At 73.5% G+C, this 21,733-nt stretch carries 21 protein-coding genes; 12 read left to right on the top strand and 9 right to left on the bottom strand.

The features are described from left to right. Nucleotides 1-5: 5 nt before the first annotated feature. Genes EKO23_RS17165 through EKO23_RS17155 form a run of 3 tightly spaced genes read left to right on the top strand, consistent with a single transcriptional unit; the run spans nt 6 to nt 2,217 of the window. Nucleotides 6-1,172: an alpha/beta hydrolase family protein gene (locus tag EKO23_RS17165; protein ID WP_134719353.1), complete on the top strand. Its 1,167-nt coding sequence runs from the start codon at nt 6-8 to the stop codon at nt 1,170-1,172. After that, nucleotides 1,169-1,912 carry an SDR family NAD(P)-dependent oxidoreductase gene (locus tag EKO23_RS17160; RefSeq protein ID WP_134719352.1) on the top strand — a complete coding sequence of 248 codons (744 nt, stop codon included), beginning with the start codon at nt 1,169-1,171 and terminating at the stop codon, nt 1,910-1,912. The genes EKO23_RS17165 and EKO23_RS17160 overlap by 4 nt, the downstream gene beginning before the upstream one ends. Nucleotides 1,913-1,935: 23 nt before the next feature. Then, nucleotides 1,936-2,217 carry a DUF2218 domain-containing protein gene (locus EKO23_RS17155; RefSeq protein WP_134719351.1) on the top strand — a complete coding sequence of 94 codons (282 nt, stop codon included), beginning with the start codon at nt 1,936-1,938 and terminating at the stop codon, nt 2,215-2,217. 12 nt (nt 2,218-2,229) lie between these two features. On the opposite strand, the gene EKO23_RS17150 is transcribed toward EKO23_RS17155, so the two are convergent. From EKO23_RS17150 to EKO23_RS17140, 3 genes are all read right to left on the bottom strand, one after another. Beyond that, nucleotides 2,230-3,489: a glycoside hydrolase family 1 protein gene (locus tag EKO23_RS17150; RefSeq protein WP_134719350.1), complete on the bottom strand. Its 1,260-nt coding sequence runs from the start codon at nt 3,487-3,489 to the stop codon at nt 2,230-2,232. A gap of 77 nt (nt 3,490-3,566) precedes the next feature. Next, nucleotides 3,567-5,813 (bottom strand): alpha-L-rhamnosidase, encoded by a 2,247-nt coding sequence (locus EKO23_RS17145; protein WP_134719349.1) that lies wholly within the window; start codon nt 5,811-5,813, stop codon nt 3,567-3,569. A 75-nt stretch (nt 5,814-5,888) separates the two neighbouring features. Then, nucleotides 5,889-6,776, bottom strand: coding sequence for a LysR family transcriptional regulator (locus EKO23_RS17140; RefSeq protein ID WP_134719348.1), 888 nt, complete (start codon nt 6,774-6,776; stop codon nt 5,889-5,891). A gap of 75 nt (nt 6,777-6,851) precedes the next feature. Between EKO23_RS17140 and EKO23_RS17135 the strand changes: the two genes are divergently transcribed. The 4 genes from EKO23_RS17135 (at nt 6,852) to adhP (ending at nt 10,527) form a co-directional block, all read left to right on the top strand. After that, nucleotides 6,852-8,045 (top strand): thiolase family protein, encoded by a 1,194-nt coding sequence (locus tag EKO23_RS17135; RefSeq protein WP_134719347.1) that lies wholly within the window; start codon nt 6,852-6,854, stop codon nt 8,043-8,045. Further along, nucleotides 8,042-8,722, top strand: coding sequence for a 3-oxoacid CoA-transferase subunit A (locus tag EKO23_RS17130; RefSeq protein ID WP_134719346.1), 681 nt, complete (start codon nt 8,042-8,044; stop codon nt 8,720-8,722). The genes EKO23_RS17135 and EKO23_RS17130 overlap by 4 nt, the downstream gene beginning before the upstream one ends. Continuing rightward, a complete protein-coding gene (locus tag EKO23_RS17125) occupies nt 8,719-9,387 on the top strand; it encodes a 3-oxoacid CoA-transferase subunit B (protein ID WP_134719345.1) in 669 nt (222 codons plus the stop codon). The genes EKO23_RS17130 and EKO23_RS17125 overlap by 4 nt, the downstream gene beginning before the upstream one ends. Nucleotides 9,388-9,510: 123 nt before the next feature. Next, nucleotides 9,511-10,527: an alcohol dehydrogenase AdhP gene (gene adhP / locus EKO23_RS17120; protein ID WP_134719344.1), complete on the top strand. Its 1,017-nt coding sequence runs from the start codon at nt 9,511-9,513 to the stop codon at nt 10,525-10,527. Here adhP and EKO23_RS17115 read toward each other — a convergent pair. The 4 genes from EKO23_RS17115 to EKO23_RS17100 form a co-directional block, all read right to left on the bottom strand. After that, nucleotides 10,514-11,284: a PIG-L family deacetylase gene (locus EKO23_RS17115; RefSeq protein ID WP_134719343.1), complete on the bottom strand. Its 771-nt coding sequence runs from the start codon at nt 11,282-11,284 to the stop codon at nt 10,514-10,516. The genes adhP and EKO23_RS17115 overlap by 14 nt on opposite strands. 5 nt (nt 11,285-11,289) lie before the next feature. Next, a complete protein-coding gene (locus tag EKO23_RS17110) occupies nt 11,290-13,479 on the bottom strand; it encodes a glycosyltransferase (protein ID WP_134719342.1) in 2,190 nt (729 codons plus the stop codon). A gap of 79 nt (nt 13,480-13,558) precedes the next feature. Continuing rightward, the gene (locus tag EKO23_RS17105) at nt 13,559-14,185 is read right to left on the bottom strand and encodes a phosphatase PAP2 family protein (RefSeq protein ID WP_246051148.1); all 627 of its coding nucleotides are present in this window, start codon (nt 14,183-14,185) and stop codon (nt 13,559-13,561) included. A 100-nt stretch (nt 14,186-14,285) separates the two neighbouring features. Beyond that, nucleotides 14,286-15,755 carry an MDR family MFS transporter gene (locus EKO23_RS17100; RefSeq protein WP_134719340.1) on the bottom strand — a complete coding sequence of 490 codons (1,470 nt, stop codon included), beginning with the start codon at nt 15,753-15,755 and terminating at the stop codon, nt 14,286-14,288. Between the two features lie 175 nt (nt 15,756-15,930). Between EKO23_RS17100 and EKO23_RS17095 the strand changes: the two genes are divergently transcribed. From EKO23_RS17095 to EKO23_RS17075, 5 genes are all read left to right on the top strand, one after another. Further along, nucleotides 15,931-16,338 carry a DUF1707 SHOCT-like domain-containing protein gene (locus EKO23_RS17095; protein WP_167880529.1) on the top strand — a complete coding sequence of 136 codons (408 nt, stop codon included), beginning with the start codon at nt 15,931-15,933 and terminating at the stop codon, nt 16,336-16,338. Between the two features lie 48 nt (nt 16,339-16,386). Continuing rightward, nucleotides 16,387-16,983 (top strand): dihydrofolate reductase family protein, encoded by a 597-nt coding sequence (locus tag EKO23_RS17090; protein WP_134719338.1) that lies wholly within the window; start codon nt 16,387-16,389, stop codon nt 16,981-16,983. An 80-nt stretch (nt 16,984-17,063) separates the two neighbouring features. After that, nucleotides 17,064-17,987 carry a cation diffusion facilitator family transporter gene (locus EKO23_RS17085; protein WP_134719337.1) on the top strand — a complete coding sequence of 308 codons (924 nt, stop codon included), beginning with the start codon at nt 17,064-17,066 and terminating at the stop codon, nt 17,985-17,987. Nucleotides 17,988-18,165: 178 nt separating this feature from the next. Beyond that, nucleotides 18,166-19,686, top strand: coding sequence for an FAD-dependent oxidoreductase (locus EKO23_RS17080; RefSeq protein ID WP_134719336.1), 1,521 nt, complete (start codon nt 18,166-18,168; stop codon nt 19,684-19,686). Between the two features lie 468 nt (nt 19,687-20,154). Beyond that, complete coding sequence (locus EKO23_RS17075) at nt 20,155-20,799, top strand: PAS and ANTAR domain-containing protein (RefSeq protein ID WP_134719335.1); 645 nt, start codon at nt 20,155-20,157, stop codon at nt 20,797-20,799. Here the strand turns inward: EKO23_RS17075 and EKO23_RS17070 are convergent. After that, nucleotides 20,792-21,346, bottom strand: coding sequence for a CinA family protein (locus EKO23_RS17070; protein ID WP_167880528.1), 555 nt, complete (start codon nt 21,344-21,346; stop codon nt 20,792-20,794). The two genes, EKO23_RS17075 and EKO23_RS17070, sit on opposite strands and share 8 nt — an antisense overlap. Beyond that, the coding region (locus EKO23_RS17065; RefSeq protein WP_134719334.1) for a sigma-70 family RNA polymerase sigma factor at nt 21,343-21,733 on the bottom strand (391 nt) is incomplete at its 5' end. The genes EKO23_RS17065 and EKO23_RS17070, both read right to left, overlap by 4 nt.

Below are 21,733 nucleotides of genomic sequence, written 5' to 3'. Positions count from 1 at the left end.
CAGTCGTGTTCGAGTACTTCCCGGGCAACTACATCTGGAACCTCGGCGTGGTCGCCACCCTCAACAGCGGCGGCACCATCGACGAGGTCGACCGGGCGTGCCGGCCGATCCGGGACCTCGCCCAGCAGGGCTCCGACGTCGGCACCCAGGAGTTCATGGCGTCCTGGCGGCGGGTGGCCGACCAGGTCGAGGAGCAGGCGGTCGAGGCCGAGAAGGCCGGGCACCTGCGCACCGCCGGCCAGCAGTACCTCCGGGCCGCGGCGTACCTCTGCCAGGCCGAGCGGATGCTCAGCAACTCCTCGCCCGACCGGGTCCCGACGTACCGGCACTGCCTCGAGCTCATGGAGAGGTCGTTCGAGCTGGTCGACCCCGCCACGACGCGGGTCGAGGTCCCGTTCGAGGGCACCACGCTGCCGGCGTACTTCACGAACGGGTCGCCGGACGGGCGACCGGTGCCGGTGATGATCATGTGGAACGGCCTCGACTCGACCAAGGAGCACATGTACACCTCCGGGTGGCCCTCGGAGATGGCCGCGCGCGGCATCTCGGTGCTGCAGGTCGACTGCCCCGGCTCCGGCGAGGCACTCCGCCTCCAGGGGCTGACCTCACGGGTCGAGACCGAGGACTGGGCCCGGGCCTGCGTCGACCACCTCGAGGGTCGGCCGGACGTCCGCAGCGACCGGATCGGGCTGGTCGGCTGGTCGCTCGGTGGCTACTACGTGCCCCGCGCGGCGGCGTTCGAGAAGCGGCTCGCGCTGGCCGTCGCCTGGGGTGCCAACCACAACTGGGGCGAGGTGCAGAAGAAGCGGCTCGAGCGGGAGGGCGAGAACCCGGTCCCGCACTACTGGGAGCACGTGCTGTGGGTGTGGGGCGAGAGCGACCTGCCGACGTTCATCGAGAAGGCCGAGCGGGTCAACCTGAACGGGGTGGTCGAGCAGATCACCTGCCCGCTGCTCATCACGCACGGCGAGGGCGACCGCCAGATCAACGTGGCCTACGCCCACCAGTCGTTCGAGCAGGCCACCTCCGCGCCCCGCAAGGAGCTGCGGATCTTCACCCCCGAGGAGGGCGGCACGGAGCACTGCGGGCTCGACCACCTGCCGCACGTGGCCGCGTTCACCGCGGACTGGATCGAGGACACGCTGGCCGACCTGGACGCCGGCCGCCCGTGACCGCCTCCCTCGCCGGGAAGGTCTGCCTCATCACCGGCTCCGCCGGTGGCCAGGGCGCCGCCGCGGCCGAGCTGTTCACGGACGCCGGGGCGACCGTCGTCGGGTGCGACGTGCAGGAGGCGCCGGGTGCCGCCCGGGTGGACCTGACCGACGAGGACGCCGTACGGCGGTGGGTCGACGCTGCGGCACGCGAGCACGGGCGCATCGACGTGCTCTACGCCAATGCCGGCGCGACCCGGTTCAACGCCGTCGAGGACGTCACCCGGGACGAGTGGGACTTCGTCCTGCGCCACGAGCTCGACGTGGTCTTCTTCCCGGTCAAGCACGCCTGGCCGCACCTCAAGCGGTCCGGCAACGCGTCCGTCGTGCTGGTCGGCTCGACGGCCGGGCTGACCGGCTCGCTGACCAACGGCCGGGCCGCACACACGGTCACCAAGGGCGGGGTCATCGCGCTGACCCGGCAGCTGGCCGCCGAGGGGGCCGGGCACGGCATCCGGGTCAACTGCGTGAGCCCCGGGATGATCGAGACGCCGGCGACCCGCGCCGACCTGCTCGCCGACGACCACCCGATGCGGCACATCGCCCGCTCGATCCCGCTGGGACGGGTCGGGCGACCCGATGAGGTCGCCCGGTGCGTGCTGTTCCTCGCCTCCGACGACGCGTCGTACGTGACCGGCGCCAACCTCGTCATCGACGGGGGCTGGTCGGCGGTGCTGCCCGGCGCGTCGGGCACCCTGTAGACCCAGCACACCCAGGAGATCGCATGACCACCAGGCATGGAACGATGGCGACGGACCGCCCGGAGCGCTACGCCAAGCAGCTCGCCGGGCACTGGGCGCGCAAGGGCAGCGCGGGGGAGGAGGACGGCGCCACCGTGATCCGGTTCGACAGCGGCCAGGTCGTCGTCCTGCGCGCCGAGGCCGGGCTGCTCCGGATCGAGGCCACCGTCCCCGAGGGCGGTGACGCCGACCGCTTCGCCCAGGTGGTCAAGGACCACCTGGAGCGCTTCGGCACCCGCGAGGAGCTCGACGTGGTGTGGTCCTGACCGGAGCCGTTGTCACCCGGCGACGACCGGGGACCTCACCGCGCCGGCGCGCGCGATGGCGGCGTACACCCCGGCGCTCGGCTTCGCCGTCCTGGTCAGCGTCTCCCGGTCGACCTCGTGCAGGCCGTACTGGAACGAGTAGCCGAAGATCCACTCGAAGTTGTCGAGCAGGGTCCAGTGCAGGTAGCCCAGCACCGGCACCCCGTCCTCGACCGCGTCGAGCAGTCCCGCCAGGGCCGGCTCGATGAACTCCGCCCGCAGGGTGTCGTCCGGGGTGGCCATGCCGTGCTCGGTCACCAGCACCGGCACCCCGGCCACCTCGTGGGCGTAGCGCACGGCGCCCGCGAGCGAGAGCGGCTCGACCTCCGTCCCCATCTGGTTCAGCGGCGCACCCTCGGGCGGCGGGACGGCCCCGAAGCCGTCGTAGTGCACGCGCTCGTAGTTCTGGACGCCGACGAAGTCGTCGTCGCGGGCCAGGCGCAGCCAGCGCTCGTACACCTCGGCGCGCTTGCGGTCACGGACGGAGGCGTCGTCGCCGTCCACCACGTCGTCGATCACCGCGATCGACAGGCCGACCGGCAGGTCCGGCCGGCGGCGCCGGATCGCCGCGCGGGCCGCGACGTGTCCGGCGGTCATCCCGTCGGCGATCGCGTCCATCTCCTCGGGGAGCATCACGTTGGAGAGCCGGTACGCCGGCACGCCGGCCGCCTCGCTGGCGGCCACCAGGGTCGCCCGCTCGAGGTCGCGGACGAACTCCGGCAGGTCCAGCCAGGTGAGGAGCCGGGCGAGGTTCGGCTCGTTCAGGGTCACGGCCACCGCGATCCGGTCGCCGAAGCGGTCCATCACCCGGCCGCAGTAGCGCGCGAACGCCTCCGGCGCCTCCGGATCCAGCCACCCGCCGCGCTTGGCGAACCAGTGCGGGGAGGTGAAGTGGTTGAAGGTGACGACCGGCGCCAGGCCGAGCGCGAGGCACTCGTCGACGACGGCCTCGTAGTGGTCGAGGGCCTCCTCGGAGAACGTCCCGGCGTGGGGCTCCACGCGGGCCCACTCGACGGAGAAGCGATACGCCGAGAGCCCCATGCCCGCCGCCAGCGCGACGTCCTCGCGCCACCGTTCGTAGCTGCCGCAGGCCCGGCCGGAGGGCTCGCGGAACACGGTGGGGGTGACCTGCTCGGCGAACCAGGTGTCGCTGTCGATGTTGTCACCCTCGGTCTGGTGCCCGGACCCGGCGACACCCCAGAGGAACCCGGTCGGGAAGGATCGATCGCTCATGGCCACCAGCCAACGCCACCGCCGCGGGCTCCGGAAGTCACCTCTGTTGATACCTCGCATCGCCGAGCCGCACGACGTCACCAGGTCGTGGTCCGGGTGCCGCTCTCCACAGGGTGCTCGGTGCCGTCGGGGAGGGAGAGGACGCCGGGTACGCCGTCCGGCAGCCGGGTCTCGACCTGCAGCCTCCCGTCGACGACGTCCCACCGGATCCCCACCGTGCCGTGGCGGGTGTCGATCGAGGCCGCCGCCCAGGTCAGCCCGCCGCCGGGACGGGGGGCGAACCGGACCGCGGCGTAGCCCGGCTCCGCCGGCGCGACGCCGGCCACGGTCCGGTGCATCCAGTCGGCGACCGCCCCCAGCGCGTAGTGGTTGAAGCTGGTCATCTCGCCGGGGTTGATGCTGCCGTCGGGGAGCATCGAGTCCCAGCGCTCCCAGACGGTGGTGGCGCCCATCGTCACGGGGTAGAGCCACGACGGGCACTCGCGCTCGGTCAGCAGCGCGTACGCCGCGTCGACGTGCCCGGTCCGGGCCAGCGCATCGCAGACGTACGGCGTCCCGGCGAAACCCGTCGACACCCGGTAGCCGTTGGCCGCGACGAGGGCCGCGAGGCGGCTGCCCGCGAGCTCCTCGAGGGCCCCGTCCAGCAGCCCGAAGACGAGGGCCAGCGTGTAGACCGTGGTGCAGTCGGAGCGGATCGTCCCGTCGTCGGAGACGAGCTCGGTGCGGAATCCGCGGTGCACGCGCGCTGCCAGAGCCCGGAAGCCTGCCGCGTCGCCGTGCCTCCCGAGCAGCTCCGCGGTCGCCTCCATGATCGAGGCGGTGCGGTAGAGGCAGGCGGTCGCCACCACGGCCTTGTCGGCCTTGGCCAGCCACGGCTGGTCCGGCGGTGCGTCGGGGTCGAGCCAGTCGCCGAGCTGGAAGCCGGAGTCCCAGATGCCGGCAGGGGAGAGCAGCGCCTCGGCGCGCCGTACGTGCGCGCACATCGACCCGTACTGGCGTTCGAGCAGCGCACGGTCGCCGTACGCCTGGTAGAGCGCCCACGGCACCCACACCGCGGCGTCACTCCAGATCGCGGTGGTGTCGGGCTCGGGCAGCCCCTCGGGGAACGGCTGGTACTTCAGCGGGTCCGGCACCACGACCGGGACCACGCCATCGGCGTGACGCTGCTCGAGGTCGAGGTCGACGAGCCAGTCGCCGAGGAAGCCCTCGACGTCGAACAGGAAGGCGGCGGTCGACGCGAAGACCGCGATGTCGCCCGTCCACCCGAGCCGCTCGTCGCGCTGGGGGCAGTCCGTCGGGAGGTCGAGGACGTTGCCGCGGGTGCCCCACACGATGTTCTGGTGCAGCCGGTCGAGGAGGTCGTCGGAGCAGGCGAAGATCCCGGTCCGGGGGAGGTCCGAGTGGACGACGACGGCCTCGATCGCGTCGTCGGTGAGGTCGCCCGGCCAGCCGGTCACCTCGACGTACCGGAACCCGTGAAATGTCTTCGTGGGCTCGAAGGCGTCCTCTCCGCCGCTCAGGACGAACCGGTCGGTGGCCTGGGCGGTGCGCAGCGGACGGGTCCCGAGCTCGCCGTCCTCGAGCACCTCGGCGTGCCGGACCCGGATCTCGGTGCCGCGGGGCCCGCGTACCCGGCAGCGGGTCCACCCGACGAGGTTCTGGCCGAAGTCGACCAGGGTCCGGCCGGTGGGCGACGTCCAGATCCGCTGCGGGCGGAGCGCCTCCTGCCGCACCACCGGCGGTCCGAGGTACGGACCGAGCGTGGCGGTGTCGAAGTCGAGCTCCTCGACCGGGAAGAAGGACGCCGGGTGGGCGCCGACCTTCGTCCAGGCGTCCGTACGGCGACCCGCGTCGATCGTCTGCCCGTCGTACAGGTCGTCGGCGAGGACGTCGGAGGGACCCGCTCGCCACGACCGGTCGGTGAGGACGGTCTGCCGGTGCCCGTCCGCGAACTCGACCTCGAGCTGGGCGATCAGCCCGAGCCGGTCGCCGTACACCGACGCACCGCCGTGGAAGCCGAGCCGGCCCCGCCACCAGCCGTTGCCGACCGAGACCGTGAGCACGCTCCGCTCCCGGAGCATCCCGGTGACGTCGTGGCTGCGGTAGCGCAGCCGCCACTCGTAGGCGCTCCAGCCGGGGCTGAGCACGTCCTCGCCGACCGGTCGCCCGTCGACGAACGCCTCGTGGACGCCGAGGCTGCTCAGGTGCAGCCACGCCGACGCCACGGCGCCGTGCCCGGGGTCGAGCTCGACCTCACGACGGAACAGGGGAGCGGTCAGGTCCACCGCGGGCGTCACCATGCGCGCCCGCCACGTCACGGTCATGCCGCCACGCTAGGCCCGGGCGCCCCGGCAGGGAACGGCCGTCGCGGTGATGGCAGCCATCGACGCGGCACCCGGTCAGCGGGGCACGAGCGCGGTCACCGTCTCCACCGCGCGCCGCAGGTGCGGCTCGGTGCGGTCGGCGAGGTGCGCGACGGCGAGCTCGGTGGTCGCCTCACGGTCCGCGAGCGGCCGGTAGGCCACGCCGGCCAGGGGGAGCGCGGTGACCGGCTCGGGCACCACGGCCACGCCCAGCCCGCCGGCGACGAGCGTGACCAGCGTGGAGGTCTCCTCGACCTCGTGCCGCACCCTCGGCTCGAAGCCCGCGGCGCGGCAGAGCCGCAGGACCAGGTCGAACATGACCGAGTCGCGTCGGCCCGAGTGGGTGATCAGCGCCTCGTCGCGCAGGTTCCGGGCAGAGAGGCGACGCCGGGCGGCAAGGCGATGGTCGGCGGGAAGGGCGACGACCAGCCGCTCGCGCCGCAGGACCTGCAGGGCGATCACCGGGTCGGCGACCGGCGGCCGGAGCAGGGCGATGTCGATGTCGCCGTCGCGGAGGGCGCGAACCTGGTCGGGAACCAGCATCTCGCCGCGGAAGGCGAAGTCGATCCCGGGCAGCTCCTCGGACAGTCCGTTGGCCAGCACCGGCAGCAGGCTGTACGTCGCCGACCCGACGCACCCGACAGCCAGCCGACCGACCGAGCCGGCCGCCACCCGCCGCGCCTCGTGCCCGGCCTCGTCGACGGAGGCCAGGATCTCGCGAGCCCGCACGAGGTACGCCGCTCCGGCCTCGGTGAGGTCGACCCGGCGGGTGGTGCGGTGCAGCAGCTGCACCCCGAGGTCACCCTCGAGGACGCGGATCTGCTGGGAGAGCGGGGGCTGGGCCATGTGCAGCCGGGCCGCGGCACGGCCGAAGTGACGTTCCTCGGCGACGGCGACGAAGTAGCGCAGCTGGCGAAGGTCCATTGATACTTCCAACGTCTCTATTGGGCAGGATATTGGTACTTCACCCTATCAACGAACGGTCGTAGCCTCGGGTGCATGACCACCTCCGCGTACCTCTACGCCGCCGCCCGCACCCCGTTCGGCCGGTTCGGCGGCGCCCTCGCCGGCGTCCGGCCCGACGACCTGGCCGCCGTCGCCCTCACCGGCGCGCTGGCCAAGGCGCCCGGCCTCGACCCCGCCGGGATCGGCGAAGTGGTGTGGGGCAACGCCAACGGCGCGGGGGAGGACAACCGCAACGTCGGCCGGATGGCGGTGCTGCTCGCCGGGCTGCCGGTGACCGTGCCCGCGACGACCGTGAACCGGCTGTGCGGGTCATCCCTGGACGCGGCGATGACCGCGTCCCGGCTGCTCGAGACCGGCGACGCCGAGATCGCGGTGGCCGGCGGGGTCGAGTCGATGACCCGGGCGCCGTGGGTGCTGCCCAAGCCGTCGCGCGCCTTCCCCGCGGGTGACGTCAACGCGGTCTCCACCACCCTCGGCTGGCGGCTCGTGAACGACCGGATGCCGCGCGAGTGGACGGTCTCGCTCGGCGAGGCCAACGAGCAGCTGGCCGACGCGTTGGCGATCCCGCGGCACCGCCAGGACGAGCTCGCCGCCGCCTCCCACCAGCGCGCCGCCCATGCCTGGGCGGAGGGGTTCTACGACGACCTCGTGGTGCCCGTGCCCGGCGTCGAGCTGGCCCGCGACGAGAGCATCCGCGACGGCAGCACCCCCGAGACGCTGGCCGGCCTGAAGCCGTCGTTCCGGCCCGACGGCACCATCACGCCCGGCAACGCCTCCCCGCTCAACGACGGGGCGTCGGCGCTGCTGCTCGGCACCGCGGCCGCCGCCGACCGGATCGGGCTCGCGCCGCTGGCCCGGGTCGCCGGGCGCGGGTCCGTCGCCCTGGAGCCGCAGCGGTTCGGGATCGCCCCCGTCGAGGCGGCCGAGCAGGCGCTGGCCCGGGCCGGCATCGGCTGGGACGACGTGGCCGCGGTCGAGCTGAACGAGGCGTTCGCGGTCCAGGCCCTCGCCTGCGTCGACGCCTGGAAGATCGACCCGCAGGTCGTCAACGCCAAGGGCGGCGCGATCGCGATCGGGCACCCGCTCGGTGCCTCGGGCGGCCGGATCCTCGGCACCCTGGCGCACCGGCTCCGCGAGTCCGGCGACCGCTGGGGCGTCGCGGCCATCTGCATCGGCGTCGGCCAGGGCCTGGCGGTCGTGCTCGAGAACGAAGGAGGCAGGTCGTGACCACGGTGCACGACTCGGTCGACGAGGCGGTCGCCGGCATCGAGGACGGCTCGACCGTCCTGGTCGGCGGGTTCGGGATGGCCGGCATGCCGGTCGACCTCATCGACGCCCTGATCCGCCAGGGCGCCACGGACCTCACCGTGGTGTCCAACAACGCCGGCAACGGGGACACCGGCCTGGCCGCGCTGCTGGCCGAGGGGCGGGTACGCAAGATGGTCTGCTCGTTCCCCCGCCAGGCTGACTCGTGGGTCTTCGACGGCCTCTACCGGGCCGGCCGCATCGAGCTCGAGGTGGTGCCGCAGGGCAACCTCGCGGAGCGCATGCGTGCGGCCGGCGCCGGGATCGGCGCCTTCTTCTGCCCGACCGGCGTCGGGACCCCGCTCGCGGAGGGGAAGGAGACCCGCGAGATCGACGGCCGCACCTACGTCCTGGAGTACCCCCTCAGGGCCGACGTGGCGCTGGTCAAGGCCCACGTCGCCGACCGCATGGGCAACCTCGTCTACCGCAAGACCGCCCGCAACTTCGGGCCCGTCATGGCCACCGCGGCGACGACCACGATCGTCCAGGTGCAGCAGGTGGTCGAGCCCGGCGGCCTCGACCCCGAGGCCGTGGTAACGCCGGGCATCTACGTCGACCGCGTCGCCGTGGTCCCGGACCGATCTGGAGCCACCTCATGACCGTCACCGTCCGTGAGCACACCGACCGGGGACCCCTGAGCCGGGACGAGATCGCGGCCCGCATCGCCCGCGACATCCCCCGGGGTGCCTACGTCAACCTCGGCATCGGCCAGCCGACGCTGGTCGCCGACCACCTCGGCCCCGACTCCGGGATCGTCCTGCACACCGAGAACGGCATGCTCGGCATGGGCCCGGTGGCCGTCGGCGACCAGGTCGACCCGGACCTGACCAACGCCGGCAAGATCCCGGTCGTCGAGCTGCCCGGGGCGGCGTACTTCCACCACGCCGACTCGTTCGCGATGATGCGCGGCGGCCACCTCGACGTGTGCGTGCTGGGCGCGTTCCAGGTCTCGGCCGGTGGCGACCTGGCCAACTGGCACACCGGCGCACCCGACGCGATCCCCGCGGTCGGCGGGGCCATGGACCTCGCCATCGGCGCCAAGCAGGTCGTGGTGATGATGACCCTGCTGGCCAAGGACGGCACCCCGAAGCTGGTCCGCGACTGCACCTACCCGCTGACCGGCGTCGGCTGCGTCGATCGCCTCTACACCGACCTCGCGGTGTTCGAGCTCGGCCCCGGCGGCGCCGCGGTCACCGAGACCTTCGGCATCTCGTACGACGAGCTGGCCGCGCGCCTCGACGTACCGCTGCGCCCCGGCGCCTGACCCCGGCCACGGCGTTCTCGCCCGCACGGGTCCTTGGTCCCGGGTCGGAGTGGCGTCCGGCCGTGGGCGTGGCCTGACTGGTCGGCCGATCGTGGGGACACCCAACCGATCAGAGGAGATGCCATGAAGGCCGCCGTCGTCACCAGCTTCACCCAGCCCCTGGAGATCCAGGACCGCCCGGTCCCCGAGCCGGGGTCGGGGCAGGTGCTGGTCCGGATCGAGGCCAGCGGGCTGTGCCACACCGACATCCACGCCGCGCACGGCGACTGGCCGGTCAAGCCGGTGCCGCCGTTCGTCCCGGGTCACGAGGGCGTCGGCATCGTCGAGGCCCTCGGCGAGGGGGTGACCGAGCGTTCGCTCGGCGACCGGGTGGCGCTGCCGTGGCTCGGGCACGCCTGCGGGCACTGCGACCACTGCGTCGACGGGTGGGAGACCCTGTGCGAGGAGCAGCAGAACACGGGCTACTCGATCGACGGCGGGTTCGCCGAGTACGCCGTGGCAGACGCCCGGTACGTCGTCCCGGTCCCCGCGGGCGTCACCGCCTTCGACGCCGCACCTCTCACGTGCGCCGGCGTCACGACGTACAAGGCGATCAAGGTGGCCGGCATCCGGCCCAGCGAGCGGGTGGCCGTGTTCGGCATCGGTGGACTGGGGCACCTGGCCGTGCAGTACGCCCGCCTGGTCGGCGGGACCGTGATCGCGGTCGACGTCGAGGACGAGAAGCTGCGGCTGGCGACCGAGCTCGGCGCGGACCACGTCGTCAACGCCCGGGAGCAGGACCCGGTCGCGGCGATCGAGGCACTGGGCGGCGCGGACGTCGCGGTCGTCCTGGCCGTCATCCCCTCGGTGTTCGAGCAGGCCTTCGCTGCCCTGCGCCGCGGCGGACGCCTGGTCTGCGTCGGGCTGCCGCCCGAGTCCGAGGGGCCGATGGACCTGCCGATCTTCCCGACCGTCCTCAAGGGGATCTCGGTGATCGGGTCGATCGTCGGCACCCGGCAGGACCTCGCCGAGGTCTTCGAGCTGCACGCGCTGGGTCGGACCCGGGTCGTGGCGGACCGGCGCAAGCTGGACGAGGTCAACGAGGCGATCGACGACGTCCTGACGGGCCGTGCCACCGCCCGGCTGGTCATCGAGATGTGACCGGCCGCCAGGGGACCTCGACGAACCACTCGGTGCCGAGGACGCGTCGGGCCAGCGGGCGGGGGAGGGCGAGCAGGAGCCTGGTCGTGCGGACGCCACCGGTTCCCTGGGACGCGTGCGCGGCCAGGGCGGCGCGCTTCTCGGGGAGCTGCGCGCGCACGTCGACGGCGAGGGTCACGGACCCGCGGTCGGTGAAGACCTCGTCGCCGGGGAGGGTCAGGCCCGGGAGGAGGCGCGCCAGCGGGCGCATCGCCCGCACGGCCCGGAGCAGCCAGGTGCGGTCGAGCGTCGCCTCCAGCAGGGCGGGACGTGTCGTGGCAAGGGCCTGGGCCCGGCGCGCGACCCGGTGGACGTGCACGTGGTCCGGGTGCCCGTAGCCGCCGTTCGCGTCGTAGCCGGTGAGCACGGCCGCCTGCTCCTCCGCGAGGACCGCCGCGACCTCGCGTGCGGCCTCCTCGACCGGGACGCCGGCGAAGCGACGCCCGTTCCGGGACGGCCGGTCGGCCATCCCCGAGTCGGCGTACCCGAGCCACACCACGCGGGCCGCGCCGAGGGCAGCGGCCGACGCCGCGGCCTCGGCCCGCCGTACCTCCGCCAGCGAGCCGGCGGGGTAGCCGGCGCCGGCCAGCCCGGCGTCCCCGTCGGTGGCGAAGACCAGCACGACCCGGTCGCCGGCGGCCGACCGCTGGGCGAGCCAGCCGCCGGTGAGGAGGGCCTCGTCGTCGGGGTGGGCGTGCAGGGAGACGATGGTGGCCACGGCACTCATGCTCCGACCAGCACCGGGGCTGGCGCGCCGGTCGCCCGGTCGTACGCGCCGACGCGCTCGGCCGCCAGCCGGTAGAGGCCGGCGGTCCGGTCGAGGACGTCGGTCCAGTCGAACCCCGGTACGACGGCCCGGTTGTGGGCGGCGATCCGCTCCCGCAGTGCCGGGTCGCGGACCAGGCCGGCCAGGGCCACGGCCATCCCGGCGTCGTCGTCGACGAGGATCCCGTCGACCCGGTCGCGGACGAGCTCGCCCACCCCGCTGCCCCGCCTGGCGACCACGGGCAGGCCGGCGCAGCGTGCCTCGAGGGCGGCGATCCCGAAGGACTCCCGCGGTGCCGGGGCGACGTAGACAGAGGCCGTGGCCAGCTCGCCCGCCACGCGGTCGCGGGGCAGCCGGCCGGTGATGCGGACCTGGTCGCCGAGGCCGTGGTGCCGCACGTGACGCTCCAGGCGGCGGCGCAGCGGGCCGTCGCCGACCACGACCAGGCGGACGTCGGCACCCGTGAGGCGGCGCACCTGCTCGAAGACCCGGAGCAGCTGGAGGGGGCGCTTGCGCGGCATCAGGCGCATGACGCTCACGAGCGTGACCGGCGACGACGCCTGCGGCAGTCCGGGACCTCGGACGCTGGCGGATGGCCGCCAGGACGCGGTGTCGACCGCGTTCGGCAGGACCGCGATCTCCACACCACCGAGCGAGCGCCCGAAGGTGCCCGCCGCGGCGCCGCTGACGGCGGACCACGCGACCGGCCAGCGGCGCACGCCGGCCAGCGCGGCCAGGCGGAGGATCCCGCCGGCGCCGCTCCACATCGAGTGCACGGTGACCAGGACGGGCACCCCGAGCCGGATCGAGGCCCGGGCCACCGCGATGCCGTACGGGGAGAACATCGAGACGTGCACGTGGACGACGTCGTACTCCGTGACGAGGCGTCGGGCCTCCTTCGCCGGGACGCGGCGTACCCACGAAGGGTCGCCGCCCGTGCCGGCCCGCGGCGGCGTCAGCACCTCGGCGTCGAGGCCGCGGGCCCGCTGCTGCCGCGCCAGCTCGTCGACGTGCGTCTCGATGCCGCCCAGCCGGGGCAGGAACACGTCGGTCACGTGGGCGATGCGACGCCCCGGGGTCGGGAACGGCCTCCGTAACGACGCCCGTCGGGCCGACAGCCGCTGACCGAGCAACCAGACCCCGAGGGTGCCGCTGCCGACGGGGATCTCGACGGCGAAGATGAAGGCGCGGTAGAGCACGGCGGCGGCGGTGACGCTGGCCGGGTCGCCGCCCAGGGTGAGCAGGACGCCGACCAGCCCGAGGTCCGCGACGCCCACCCCGCCGGGGGTCAGCGGGACGATGGTGAGGGCCCGCTCCACCGCGAACGCGGCGAGGACCTCCGGCCAGGTGTTGCCGCCGCCGGTGAGATGGAGGCAGAAGCCGAGGAGGAGGCCCTGCAGGGCGACGTAGCCCGCGATCGCGGCCGACATGCGCAGCCACCCCTGCGCCACCAGGCCGGCGCACTGGTCCCGGACGTCCAGCAGTGCCGGCGCGAGACCGAGCTCCCGGTCCCGGCCCAGCATCCGCAGGCCGCGGCGGGCCCACGCCTCGGCACCCTGCCCCACCGCGACCGCTCCGCGCGGGCTGACGAGCACCAACGCCGCGACGACGGCCATCACGACGAAGCCGACGCCCGCGACCAGCGAGACGGTCTGCACCTGGGGCGCCACGTGCTCGCCGGCGCGGGCGAGGGCCACGGCGGCGACGACCGGGAGCAGCAGCTTGGACCCGACGTCCCAGAGGTTGGTGAGGAACGTGAACCCGGTGAACGCACGACCGTCGATGCCCCACGCGCGCATCATCCGGCGGTTGAGCTCCACGCCGGCCGCCCCGCCGAGGGGGACCACGTTCGAGACCGCGCTCCCGGTCAGGTTCAGGGTGAGCGCACGTCGGCGGGTGAGGCTCGGCGCCGCGGCGGTGAGCACGAACGAGTGCACGTAGAGGCCGAGCAGCCACAGCCCGGCCAGGATCAGCGACGCCCTCCAGGGCACCGAGCCCAGCACCGGGAGGACGCCGTGCCAGGTGATGTCGACGACGCGGGGGAGGACCGCCCCGAGCAGGGCCACCGCGGCGACCCACGAGGAGAGGAACCGCAGCCTCGACCAGAGGTCGGCGCGTGGTCCGCGTGGTCGGGGCGAGGGCTTCATGCCCGGGAACGTAGGTCGGCGCCGATGAAGGGAACATGAAGTCACGCAGCCGGGACGCGCTCCTCGGCGACCAGCCCGCTCAGGGGGCGATCCCGGGAGCCCGCGCCGTCAGGAGCGGCCGCACCGGGGTGAGCGACAGGGCGGTGACCAGCCACGAGACCACCGGCCGGGCGAGCCCGTACGACGCGAGGGCGACCACCGCGCCCACGACCAGGCCGGTCGCCACGTCCAGGGGATAGTGGGCGCCGACGTACACCCGGGTGACGGCCATCAGGACGGCCAGGAACACCGTGGCGGCGCCGAGCCGCCGGTCCACCAGGAAGACCCCGGCCGCGACCGCTCCGGCCATCACCGCGTGGTCGCTGGGGAACGAGGGGTCCGTGCTCCGGGCGACGAGGACCAGGGCGTCGGGCATCGACGTGTACGGCCGGGGCTCGGCCACCGTGGCCACGAGGACCTGGTTGACCCCGAGCGCCACCAGCGCACCGACGGGTGCCCACAACGCCGCGGTCATCCGGCCCGGGTCGCCGTCACGCCGGGCCAGCCACCACGAGAGCAGGAGCACCGCCGCGAACACCGCGACGCCGTACCCGGCGTACAGGCGGGCGGGCGTGTGCAACCACGGCGTTGCCCGGGCGACGCCGTTGACCCCCCGGAACCAGTCCTCCTGGGTGCCGCTCCACACCACCGCCGATCCGCTCGCCACGACGCCTCCCTGATGCGCGACCGGTCCGGGCGACCGGGAAGGCGACCGTAGGCACGGCGACATGAAGGACCGATGAACCGGCCTCCCGGGAGGCTGCCGGTCAGGCCCCGGCGGAGGCGGGCGCCTGCTCGTCGGGGGCCGGCTGGTGGGGCGAGGCGGTGGGACGGTTCGGCAGCCGGAACAGCAGGCCGAGCACCACCGCGGTGAGGGCCACCCCGAACCAGAAGCCCGCGGTCATGCCGCCCACCTGGGCGGTCAGGGGGTCCTCGCCCTGCTCGAGCAGGTGGGTCGTGCGCCAGGCGAGGAGGGTCGCCACGATGGCCGTGCCCAGTGCCCCGGCCACCTGCTGGAGGGCGCCGAACAGCGAGCTGCCGTGGGAGTAGAGGTGTGGTGGCACGTCACCCAGCCCGAGGGTGAAGACCGGGGTGAAGATCAGGGCCAGCGACACCATGAGGAGGACGTGGGCGACGAGCACCAGCCAGATCGGGGTGCTCAGGCTGATCTGGGTGAACAGGCCCAGCGCCAGGACGGCCCCGACGCCACCCGGAAGGACCAGCGGCCGGCTGCCGTGAGCGTCGAACCAGCGACCAACGCGCGGGCCCAGGAGCCCCATGGCGAGGCCGCCCGGCATCATCAGCAGACCGGTCTCGAGGGTGCTGAGGTCGCGGAGGTTCTGCAGGTAGACCGGCAGGATGAGCATGGAGCCGAACATGCCGGCGAAGGCCAGCGCCATGATCAGCAGGGACAGTCGATAGGTGGGTCGACGCAGGGTGCGGAGGTCGAGCAACGGCCGGTCCACCCGCTGCAGCCGCAGCTGGACCAGGACGAAGGCCGTCACGAAGACCAGGCCCACCAGCGCGAAGGCCGCGCCGCGGACCCGGTCGTCACCGCCGTGACCGAACTCGCTGAGGCCGTAGACCAGGGTGCCGAAGCCGAGCGCGGACAGCACCACGCTGGGCACGTGGAGCGAGGCGGCCCGGGGCTCTCCGACGTTGCGCAGCCGGGCCAGGCCGACCAGGGCGATGGTCCCGGCGATCGGCAGGACGATGCCGAACATCCAGCGCCAGCTGGCGATCTCGAGGATGAGGCCGGAGGCGGTCGGGCCGAGCGCCGGCGCCGCGGACATCGCGAGGGTGACGTTGCCCATCACCCGGCCGCGGTCCTCGGGCGCGACGATCGTCATCAGCGTGGTCATGAGCAGCGGCATCATCACGGCGGTGCCGGACGCCTGCACGATGCGGCCCAGCAGGAGCACCCAGAAGGCGGGGGCCAGCGCGGCGATCAGCGTGCCGGCGCAGAAGACCGCCATGGCGAGACCGAAGGCCTGCCGCGTGGTCACGCGCTGGAGGAACCAGCCGGTGACCGGGATGACGACCGCCATCGTGAGCATGAACGCGGTCGAGAGCCACTGGGCGGTCGTGACGTCGACCTCGAACTCCCGCATCAGGCTCGGCAGCGCGTTGAACATCACCGTCTCGTTGAGGATCACGACGAAGGCGGCGGCGACGAGCCAGCGGAGCACGCCGTAGTCCCGGGTCGGGTCGGCAACGGGAAGGTCCCGAGAAGACATGACTGTCCTTCACATCGAAGAGGAGGGCCGGGTCGTCGGGCTCGCGGCGGACCGCCCGACACACGTGCGCAAGCCAACCTCATCCCGGGGAGCTCCTCAACTCATTTCCGGCCGGGCGATCGGCGTCGTCGGGCGTTCTCGAGACAGCGACCGGGGCGCTACCTACGCTGGGCGTGTGTCCGGAAACACCGCTGCCGAGCGCAGGGCCGCCGCGCAGGCGCTCCTCGCGTCCGACGCCGACCGGGACCGGGCCGTCGAGCAGCTCGCCGACGCGTTCTCCCAGGGCCGCATCACCTCGGCGGAGCTCGGCGATCGCACGGGCCGCGCGCTCGCCGCCCGCACCCACGGCGACCTGGACGACGTCCTCGACGGTCTGGGCGGGCTGACCCTGCCGGCCGGGCGACACCCCGTCCGCACCGTGCTGTTCTGGGTCGCGACCGTACTGCTGTCCCCGTTCGTGCTGCTCGGCACCCTGCTCGCGCTCTTCGGCACCGACGTGGGCGACCACGTCGGCGGCCTCGTGTTCGTCGCCCTCACCGGAGCGCCGCTGTTCGGCTTGTGGCGCTGGTCGCGGCGCAGCTGACCGCCTCTGTTGCGATGAGTCCGGGGACGTGGTCCGGTCAGCCCTGGCATGGCAACCGTGATCATGCACGCAGTGGTGTCGGTGGACGGCTTCATCGCCGACGAGCACGACGAGGTCGGGCCGCTCTTCGAGTGGTACTTCAACGGGGACGTGCCCATCGTCGAGGAGTCGGGAGAGGAACGGCATGCGCCGTTCCGGATCAGCAGGCGGTCGCAGGCGTACGTCGGCTCCCTGTGGGGCAGCATCGGCGCCACCGTCCAGGGGCGGCACCTGTTCGACCTGACCAACGGCTGGGAGGCCGAGCCGCCGGCCGGTGAGCACCTGCTCGTGGTCTCCCACCGGCCGAAGCCGGACGGGTGGCACCCCGAGGCCGACGTCCCGTTCTTCGACGACGTCGCGGCAGCCGTGGACGAGGCGAAGCGCCGGGCCGGGGACCGGGTGGTCGCGATCTGCGCGGGGAACGTCGGGGGACAGGCGCTCGCGCTCGGCCTGGTGGACGAGGTCGCCATGGACGTCGTACCGGTCGTGTTCGGCAGGGGCAAGCGGTACTTCGGGCCGGTCGACGGCCAGCACCTGCTCGAGGACCCGAGCGTCGTCATCCAGGGTGACCGGGTGCTCCACCTGCGTTACCGCGTCCGGCGCTGACGTCCGGCCCGGAGGCGCTGCGCGGCCGGGTTCGTGGGTACGGGTCTTCCGCACTCGACCCGAGGAGGACCCGCCGCACCATGAGCGACAACGAAGAGTCACGACCGACCGTGCTCCTGGCCGGCGCCGCGAACCTCCTCATCGGTGTGGCCAAGCTCGCGGCCGGACTGGTCAGCGGGTCGGCCGCGATGCTGGCCGAGGCCGCGCACTCGTTCGCGGACACGCTCAACCAGGTCTTCCTGCTCGCCGCTCTCCAGAGGAGCCGGAAGCCGGCCGACGTCACGCACCCGTTCGGCTACGGCATGGAGCGCTACTTCTGGTCGTTGCTGGCCGCAGTGGGCATCTTCGTCCTCGGCGCCGGGTTCGCGGCGTACCAGGGCATCGAGGTCCTGCTCTCCGGCGAGGTCGGCGGAGGCTCGCCCACGGCGTCGTACGTCGTGCTGGCGGTGGCATTCGTCGTCGAGGGGGTGTCCCTGACCCGCGCGGTGTGGCAGCTGCGCACCGAGGCGCGGGAGCGGGGGACCGCTGCCCGTCGGCACCTGCTCCACGACGCCGAGCCCGCGCTGCGTGCCGTGGTCTTCGAGGACAGCGTCGCCCTGCTCGGGGTCGCGCTCGCGGCCGGCGGCCTGGCGCTCGAGCACGCGACCGGCAGCGCGGTCTGGGACGGCGTCGCGTCGCTGCTGATCGCCGGGCTGCTCGTCGTGGTCGCGTTCGGGCTGGGCCAGCAGAACCGCGACCTGCTCATCGGCAAGGCCGTCGGTGCGGGCGTCCAGGAGGGCATCTCCACGGTGATCCGTGACGCCGACGGGATCGACGACGTCCTCCAGCTGATGACGATGCGGCTGGCTCCGGACCAGGTGCTGGTCGCCGCCCGCGTCGACCTGAGTCCCGGGGGCGACGGCGACGAGTTCGAGGCCACCGCGGACGCGGTCGACGCGCGGATCCAGGAGCGCTACCCCGAGGTGCGGCACGTGTTCCTCGATCCGACGTCGCCCGAGACCTGAGCGCCCGGCTCCGCCAGGGGCCACAGCTCGAACTCGCGCCCCCGACCACGATGGTGCGGTCGCTCGAGGCCGGTTCCCACCCATGTCGGCTCCGTGCCCCGAGCGGGCGATGCTCGGCCCCGCTGCGGCTCCGACTGGTCGGCGCATGCCCGGGTGACTCCCCGGGAACCGCGTCACTATGCCTCTGACATCGCTGTGGGTCGACCGCTCACGACTGGACGAGCCGGCCCTGACCGAAGCACCGGAGCTCCCTGCCCGGAGCGATGTGGTGGTCGTGGGCGCGGGCATCACCGGGCTCACGGCGGCCCTGCTCCTGAGCCGGACGGGCCGGTCCGTGACCGTGCTCGAGGCCCGGCACGTCGGCGCGGGCACCACCGGCGGTAGCACGGCGAAGATCAGCCTCCTGCAGGGGACCCGGCTCTCGACGCTGGGCCGCAAGCACGGCCCGGGCGTGGTGCGGCGCTACGTCGAGGCGAACCGCGAGGGACAGGCGTGGCTGCTGCGATTCTGCGACGACCACGGCGTGCCGTACGACGTCCGGACCGCGTACACCTACGCCGCCGACGGGGATGGTGCCGGGGTCGCCCGGCGGGAGCTGCGTACGGCGCGCAGGGCCGGCCTGGACGCCACGTGGGAGCCGGACCTGGGGCTGCCGTTCCACCACGAGGGTGGCGTCCGCCTCGACGGCCAGGCGCAGGTGGACCCGATGGCGGTGCTCGACGCCCTGGCTCGCGAGACCGTCCGCCACGGCGGCCGGATCGTCACCGGGGTCCGGGGGCGCAGCGTCGAGGGCAGTGCTCCGCCGCAGGTGGTCACCGACGCCGGGAGCATCACCGCCGACACGGTGGTGCTCGCCACCGGCTTGCCGTTCCTCGACCGGGGCGGCTTCTTCGCCCGGATGACGCCACAGCGGTCCTACAGCCTGGCGTTCCGCACCGAGACAGCAGCCGTGGACGGCATGTACCTCTCCACCGGCCGCTCGAGCCGCTCGCTCCGCGACGCCTGGGACGACGACCTCGGGCACCTGCTGCTGGTGGGCGGGGCCGGCCACGTGACCGGTCGCACCGCCAGCCCACGCGCCCGTCTCGACGAGCTGCGCCACTGGACCGCGGAGTGGTGCCCGGACGCCGTCGAGACGCACGCCTGGTCGGCACAGGACTTCGAGCCCGCCCACGGGTTGCCCTTCGCCGGTCCGGTGCTCCCAAGGGCTCCGGACGTCCTGGTGGCCGGCGGCTTCTCCAAGTGGGGCATGACCAACGGCGTGGCCGCCGCCCTCGCGCTCACGGCCCGGATCACCGGCGGCCACCTCCGGTGGGCGGACGTGCTGGAGCCGTGGCGCGGCACCGAGGTGAGCGGCCTGCCCACGGCGGCCCTGGCGAACGCTGCTGTCGGCCTCGAGATGGCCGGCGGTTGGCTGCGGCCGGTCCGCAACGTCGGTGACGGCGAGCCCTCCGCACCCGGGAACGGTGTCGTCTCCTACCGGGGTCCGCGGCCGCCCGTCGCGACAGCGGTCGACGACAACGGTCTGGGACACCGACGGTCGGCGGTGTGCACGCACCTCGGGGGCGTGGTGCGGTGGAACGACGCGGAGCGCTCCTGGGACTGCCCGCTGCACGGGTCCCGGTTCGACGCGGACGGGTCGGTCCTCGAGGGACCGGCCACCTGCGGGTTGCGGGCCGGCCGCCCACCCGGTGCCTGAGCGGGTGCCCGACACGTGACCGCCGGCCTGGTCTACGTCGTCGCAGGCGGCAGCCTGCTGCTCGCGGTCGTCCTCCCGGAGCTGCTCTCCCGCTGGGCGGTCTCGGCGCCCATGGGGCCGGCTCACGCGTGCGGAGCAGTGGGCTGTCGCCTTCTTCGGCGTCCGCGGCGTCGGTTCGCTCTACTACCTCGCGCACGCCGCCGGGGAGGCGCCACAACTGGGCCAGGACTGGCTGTGGTCCACCGTGTGCCCTTCACCGTCGTCCTCTCGGTGTTCCTCCACGGAGTGCTGTCCACCCCCGTGCTGCTGCGCAGCCAGCCGGACCACGAGGCTCGCGCCGGCGGCCGCTGATCGTCGGCCGGCCGCGCCGGGCCTCACGCACGCTGGGGAAACGGGGCTAGGATTTTGCCGCCGTCTCCAGCAACCGGGAGCCGGCGACCGTCTCCCACCCACCGGCAGGACGACGCGATGGCGACACAGACGGCCGACGACGACCGCCGCGACGACGGGCTCGACCAGCACCGGACGGGTTCGTTCCGCTACGACGTGCCTTCGGAGACCTGGCACTGGTCTCCCGGAATCTTCCACATCTACGGCTTCGAGCCGGGCGACGTCGTGCCGACCACGGACCTGATGCGGCGCCACGTGCACCCCGAGGACACCGACCTGGCGTTCTCGATCGGGGACCGGGCCCTCCGCTCGGGCGAGTCGTTCAGCTCGCACTTCCGGATCGTGGACAACGAGCAACGGGTGCGCGAGGTGATCGCGGTCGGGCACTCGGTGCTGGGTGACGAAGGTGGCGTCACCGCGCTCGAGGGTCACGTCGTCGACATCACCGACGCGGAGGCCACCCTGGTGCAGGAGCAGGTCACGCTGGCCGTGGACGACTTCCGGGACCACCGGGCCGTGATCGAGCAGGCCAAGGGGGTGCTCGTCCAGCTCTTCTCCATCGACCCCGACACGGCGTTCCTCGCGCTGGCCCGGATGTCGCAGGCCCGCAACGTCAAGGTGCGCTACCTGGCCGAAGAGCTCGTCGAGGCGGCTGGAAGGGACGCTACTCCCACCAAGGGAGCTGGCTCCGAGATCACCGACGTGCTGGCGCGCCTCACCTGACGCGGTCGTCAAGCCCTCCCTGTCGGCGGAGCGCCGAGGCCAGCAGCTCCACCGCCCGGTCGGTGGCACCGGCGACGACCTCGTCGGGAGGACCACCGATGAGGAAGGTTGCGAACGTCGTCACGTCACCGACCCTGACCGCCATCACCACGGTGCCCGGCGGCTTGTCCTCGTCCGGGCCCGGGCCGCCCACCCCGGTGAGCGCGACCACCGCGTCCGCGCGCAGCACGCGCGCGGCCCCGGTTGCCATCTGCTCTGCGCACCGGGTGGACACCAGCTCGCCGGTGTCCACGCCCAGGAGCTCGACCTTGACCTGCTCGTCGTACGCCACGATCCCGCCTCGGAACCACGTCGAGGCGTTCTCACCCTCCCCGAGCCGGCTGGCCACGCGCCCGGAGGTCAGCGACTCCACCGTGGCCACCCAGAGACCCGAGTCCTGCGCGACGCGGGCGACCACCTCGAGCGGGGTCGCCTCGGAGGGTCCGTGGTTGCGGAAGGTCCGGCAGGTCACCTGCTCCTCGTCCAGTTCCTCCGGTACGGCGCTCACGCGACCTCGAGCTCGGTGCGGAGGTCGCGGAGGATGCGGGTGAGGGTGCGGGAGACCTGCATCTGGGTGACGCCGATGTCCTCGCCGATCTCTTGCTGGGTGCGGTCCTCGCAGTAGCGCAGGTAGAGGATGCGGCGGTCGCGGTCGCTGAGCTTGCGGAGGGCGGGGGCGAGCAGGAGCCGGGCTTCGCTGGCGTGGGCGTCGGTGTCGTCGTCGGGGAGGAGGTCGGAGAGGTGGGAGGCGCCGTCGGCGTTGACGGGTTGGTCGAGGGAGGTGGGGGAGAAGGAGCCGTAGGCGGAGCCGGCGTCGGCGACCTCCTGGGGGGTGACGTCGAGCTCCTCGGCGAGCTCGGATCGGTTGGGTTCGCGGCCGAGGTCTTGGGAGAGC

Source organism: Nocardioides guangzhouensis, from assembly GCF_004519545.1.
GTDB classification, from domain to species: Bacteria; Actinomycetota; Actinomycetes; order Propionibacteriales; family Nocardioidaceae; genus Nocardioides; species Nocardioides guangzhouensis.
The sequence above is the reverse complement of the archived record's forward strand: the minus strand, read 5'-3'. Positions and strand labels throughout refer to the sequence as shown.

Bases quoted from the DNA above. Each gene is read 5' to 3' on its own strand.
- EKO23_RS17155 (WP_134719351.1), top strand. From the start codon at position 1,936: ATGACCACCAGGCATGGAACGATGGCGACGGACCGCCCGGAGCGCTAC.
- EKO23_RS17150 (WP_134719350.1), bottom strand. From the start codon at position 3,489: ATGAGCGATCGATCCTTCCCGACCGGGTTCCTCTGGGGTGTCGCCGGG.
- EKO23_RS17145 (WP_134719349.1), bottom strand. From the start codon at position 5,813: ATGACCGTGACGTGGCGGGCGCGCATGGTGACGCCCGCGGTGGACCTG.
- EKO23_RS17140 (WP_134719348.1), bottom strand. From the start codon at position 6,776: ATGGACCTTCGCCAGCTGCGCTACTTCGTCGCCGTCGCCGAGGAACGT.
- EKO23_RS17135 (WP_134719347.1), top strand. From the start codon at position 6,852: ATGACCACCTCCGCGTACCTCTACGCCGCCGCCCGCACCCCGTTCGGC.
- EKO23_RS17125 (WP_134719345.1), top strand. From the start codon at position 8,719: ATGACCGTCACCGTCCGTGAGCACACCGACCGGGGACCCCTGAGCCGG.
- adhP (WP_134719344.1), top strand. From the start codon at position 9,511: ATGAAGGCCGCCGTCGTCACCAGCTTCACCCAGCCCCTGGAGATCCAG.
- EKO23_RS17110 (WP_134719342.1), bottom strand. From the start codon at position 13,479: ATGAAGCCCTCGCCCCGACCACGCGGACCACGCGCCGACCTCTGGTCG.
- EKO23_RS17100 (WP_134719340.1), bottom strand. From the start codon at position 15,755: ATGTCTTCTCGGGACCTTCCCGTTGCCGACCCGACCCGGGACTACGGC.
- EKO23_RS17090 (WP_134719338.1), top strand. From the start codon at position 16,387: ATGGCAACCGTGATCATGCACGCAGTGGTGTCGGTGGACGGCTTCATC.
- EKO23_RS17085 (WP_134719337.1), top strand. From the start codon at position 17,064: ATGAGCGACAACGAAGAGTCACGACCGACCGTGCTCCTGGCCGGCGCC.
- EKO23_RS17080 (WP_134719336.1), top strand. From the start codon at position 18,166: ATGCCTCTGACATCGCTGTGGGTCGACCGCTCACGACTGGACGAGCCG.
- EKO23_RS17075 (WP_134719335.1), top strand. From the start codon at position 20,155: ATGGCGACACAGACGGCCGACGACGACCGCCGCGACGACGGGCTCGAC.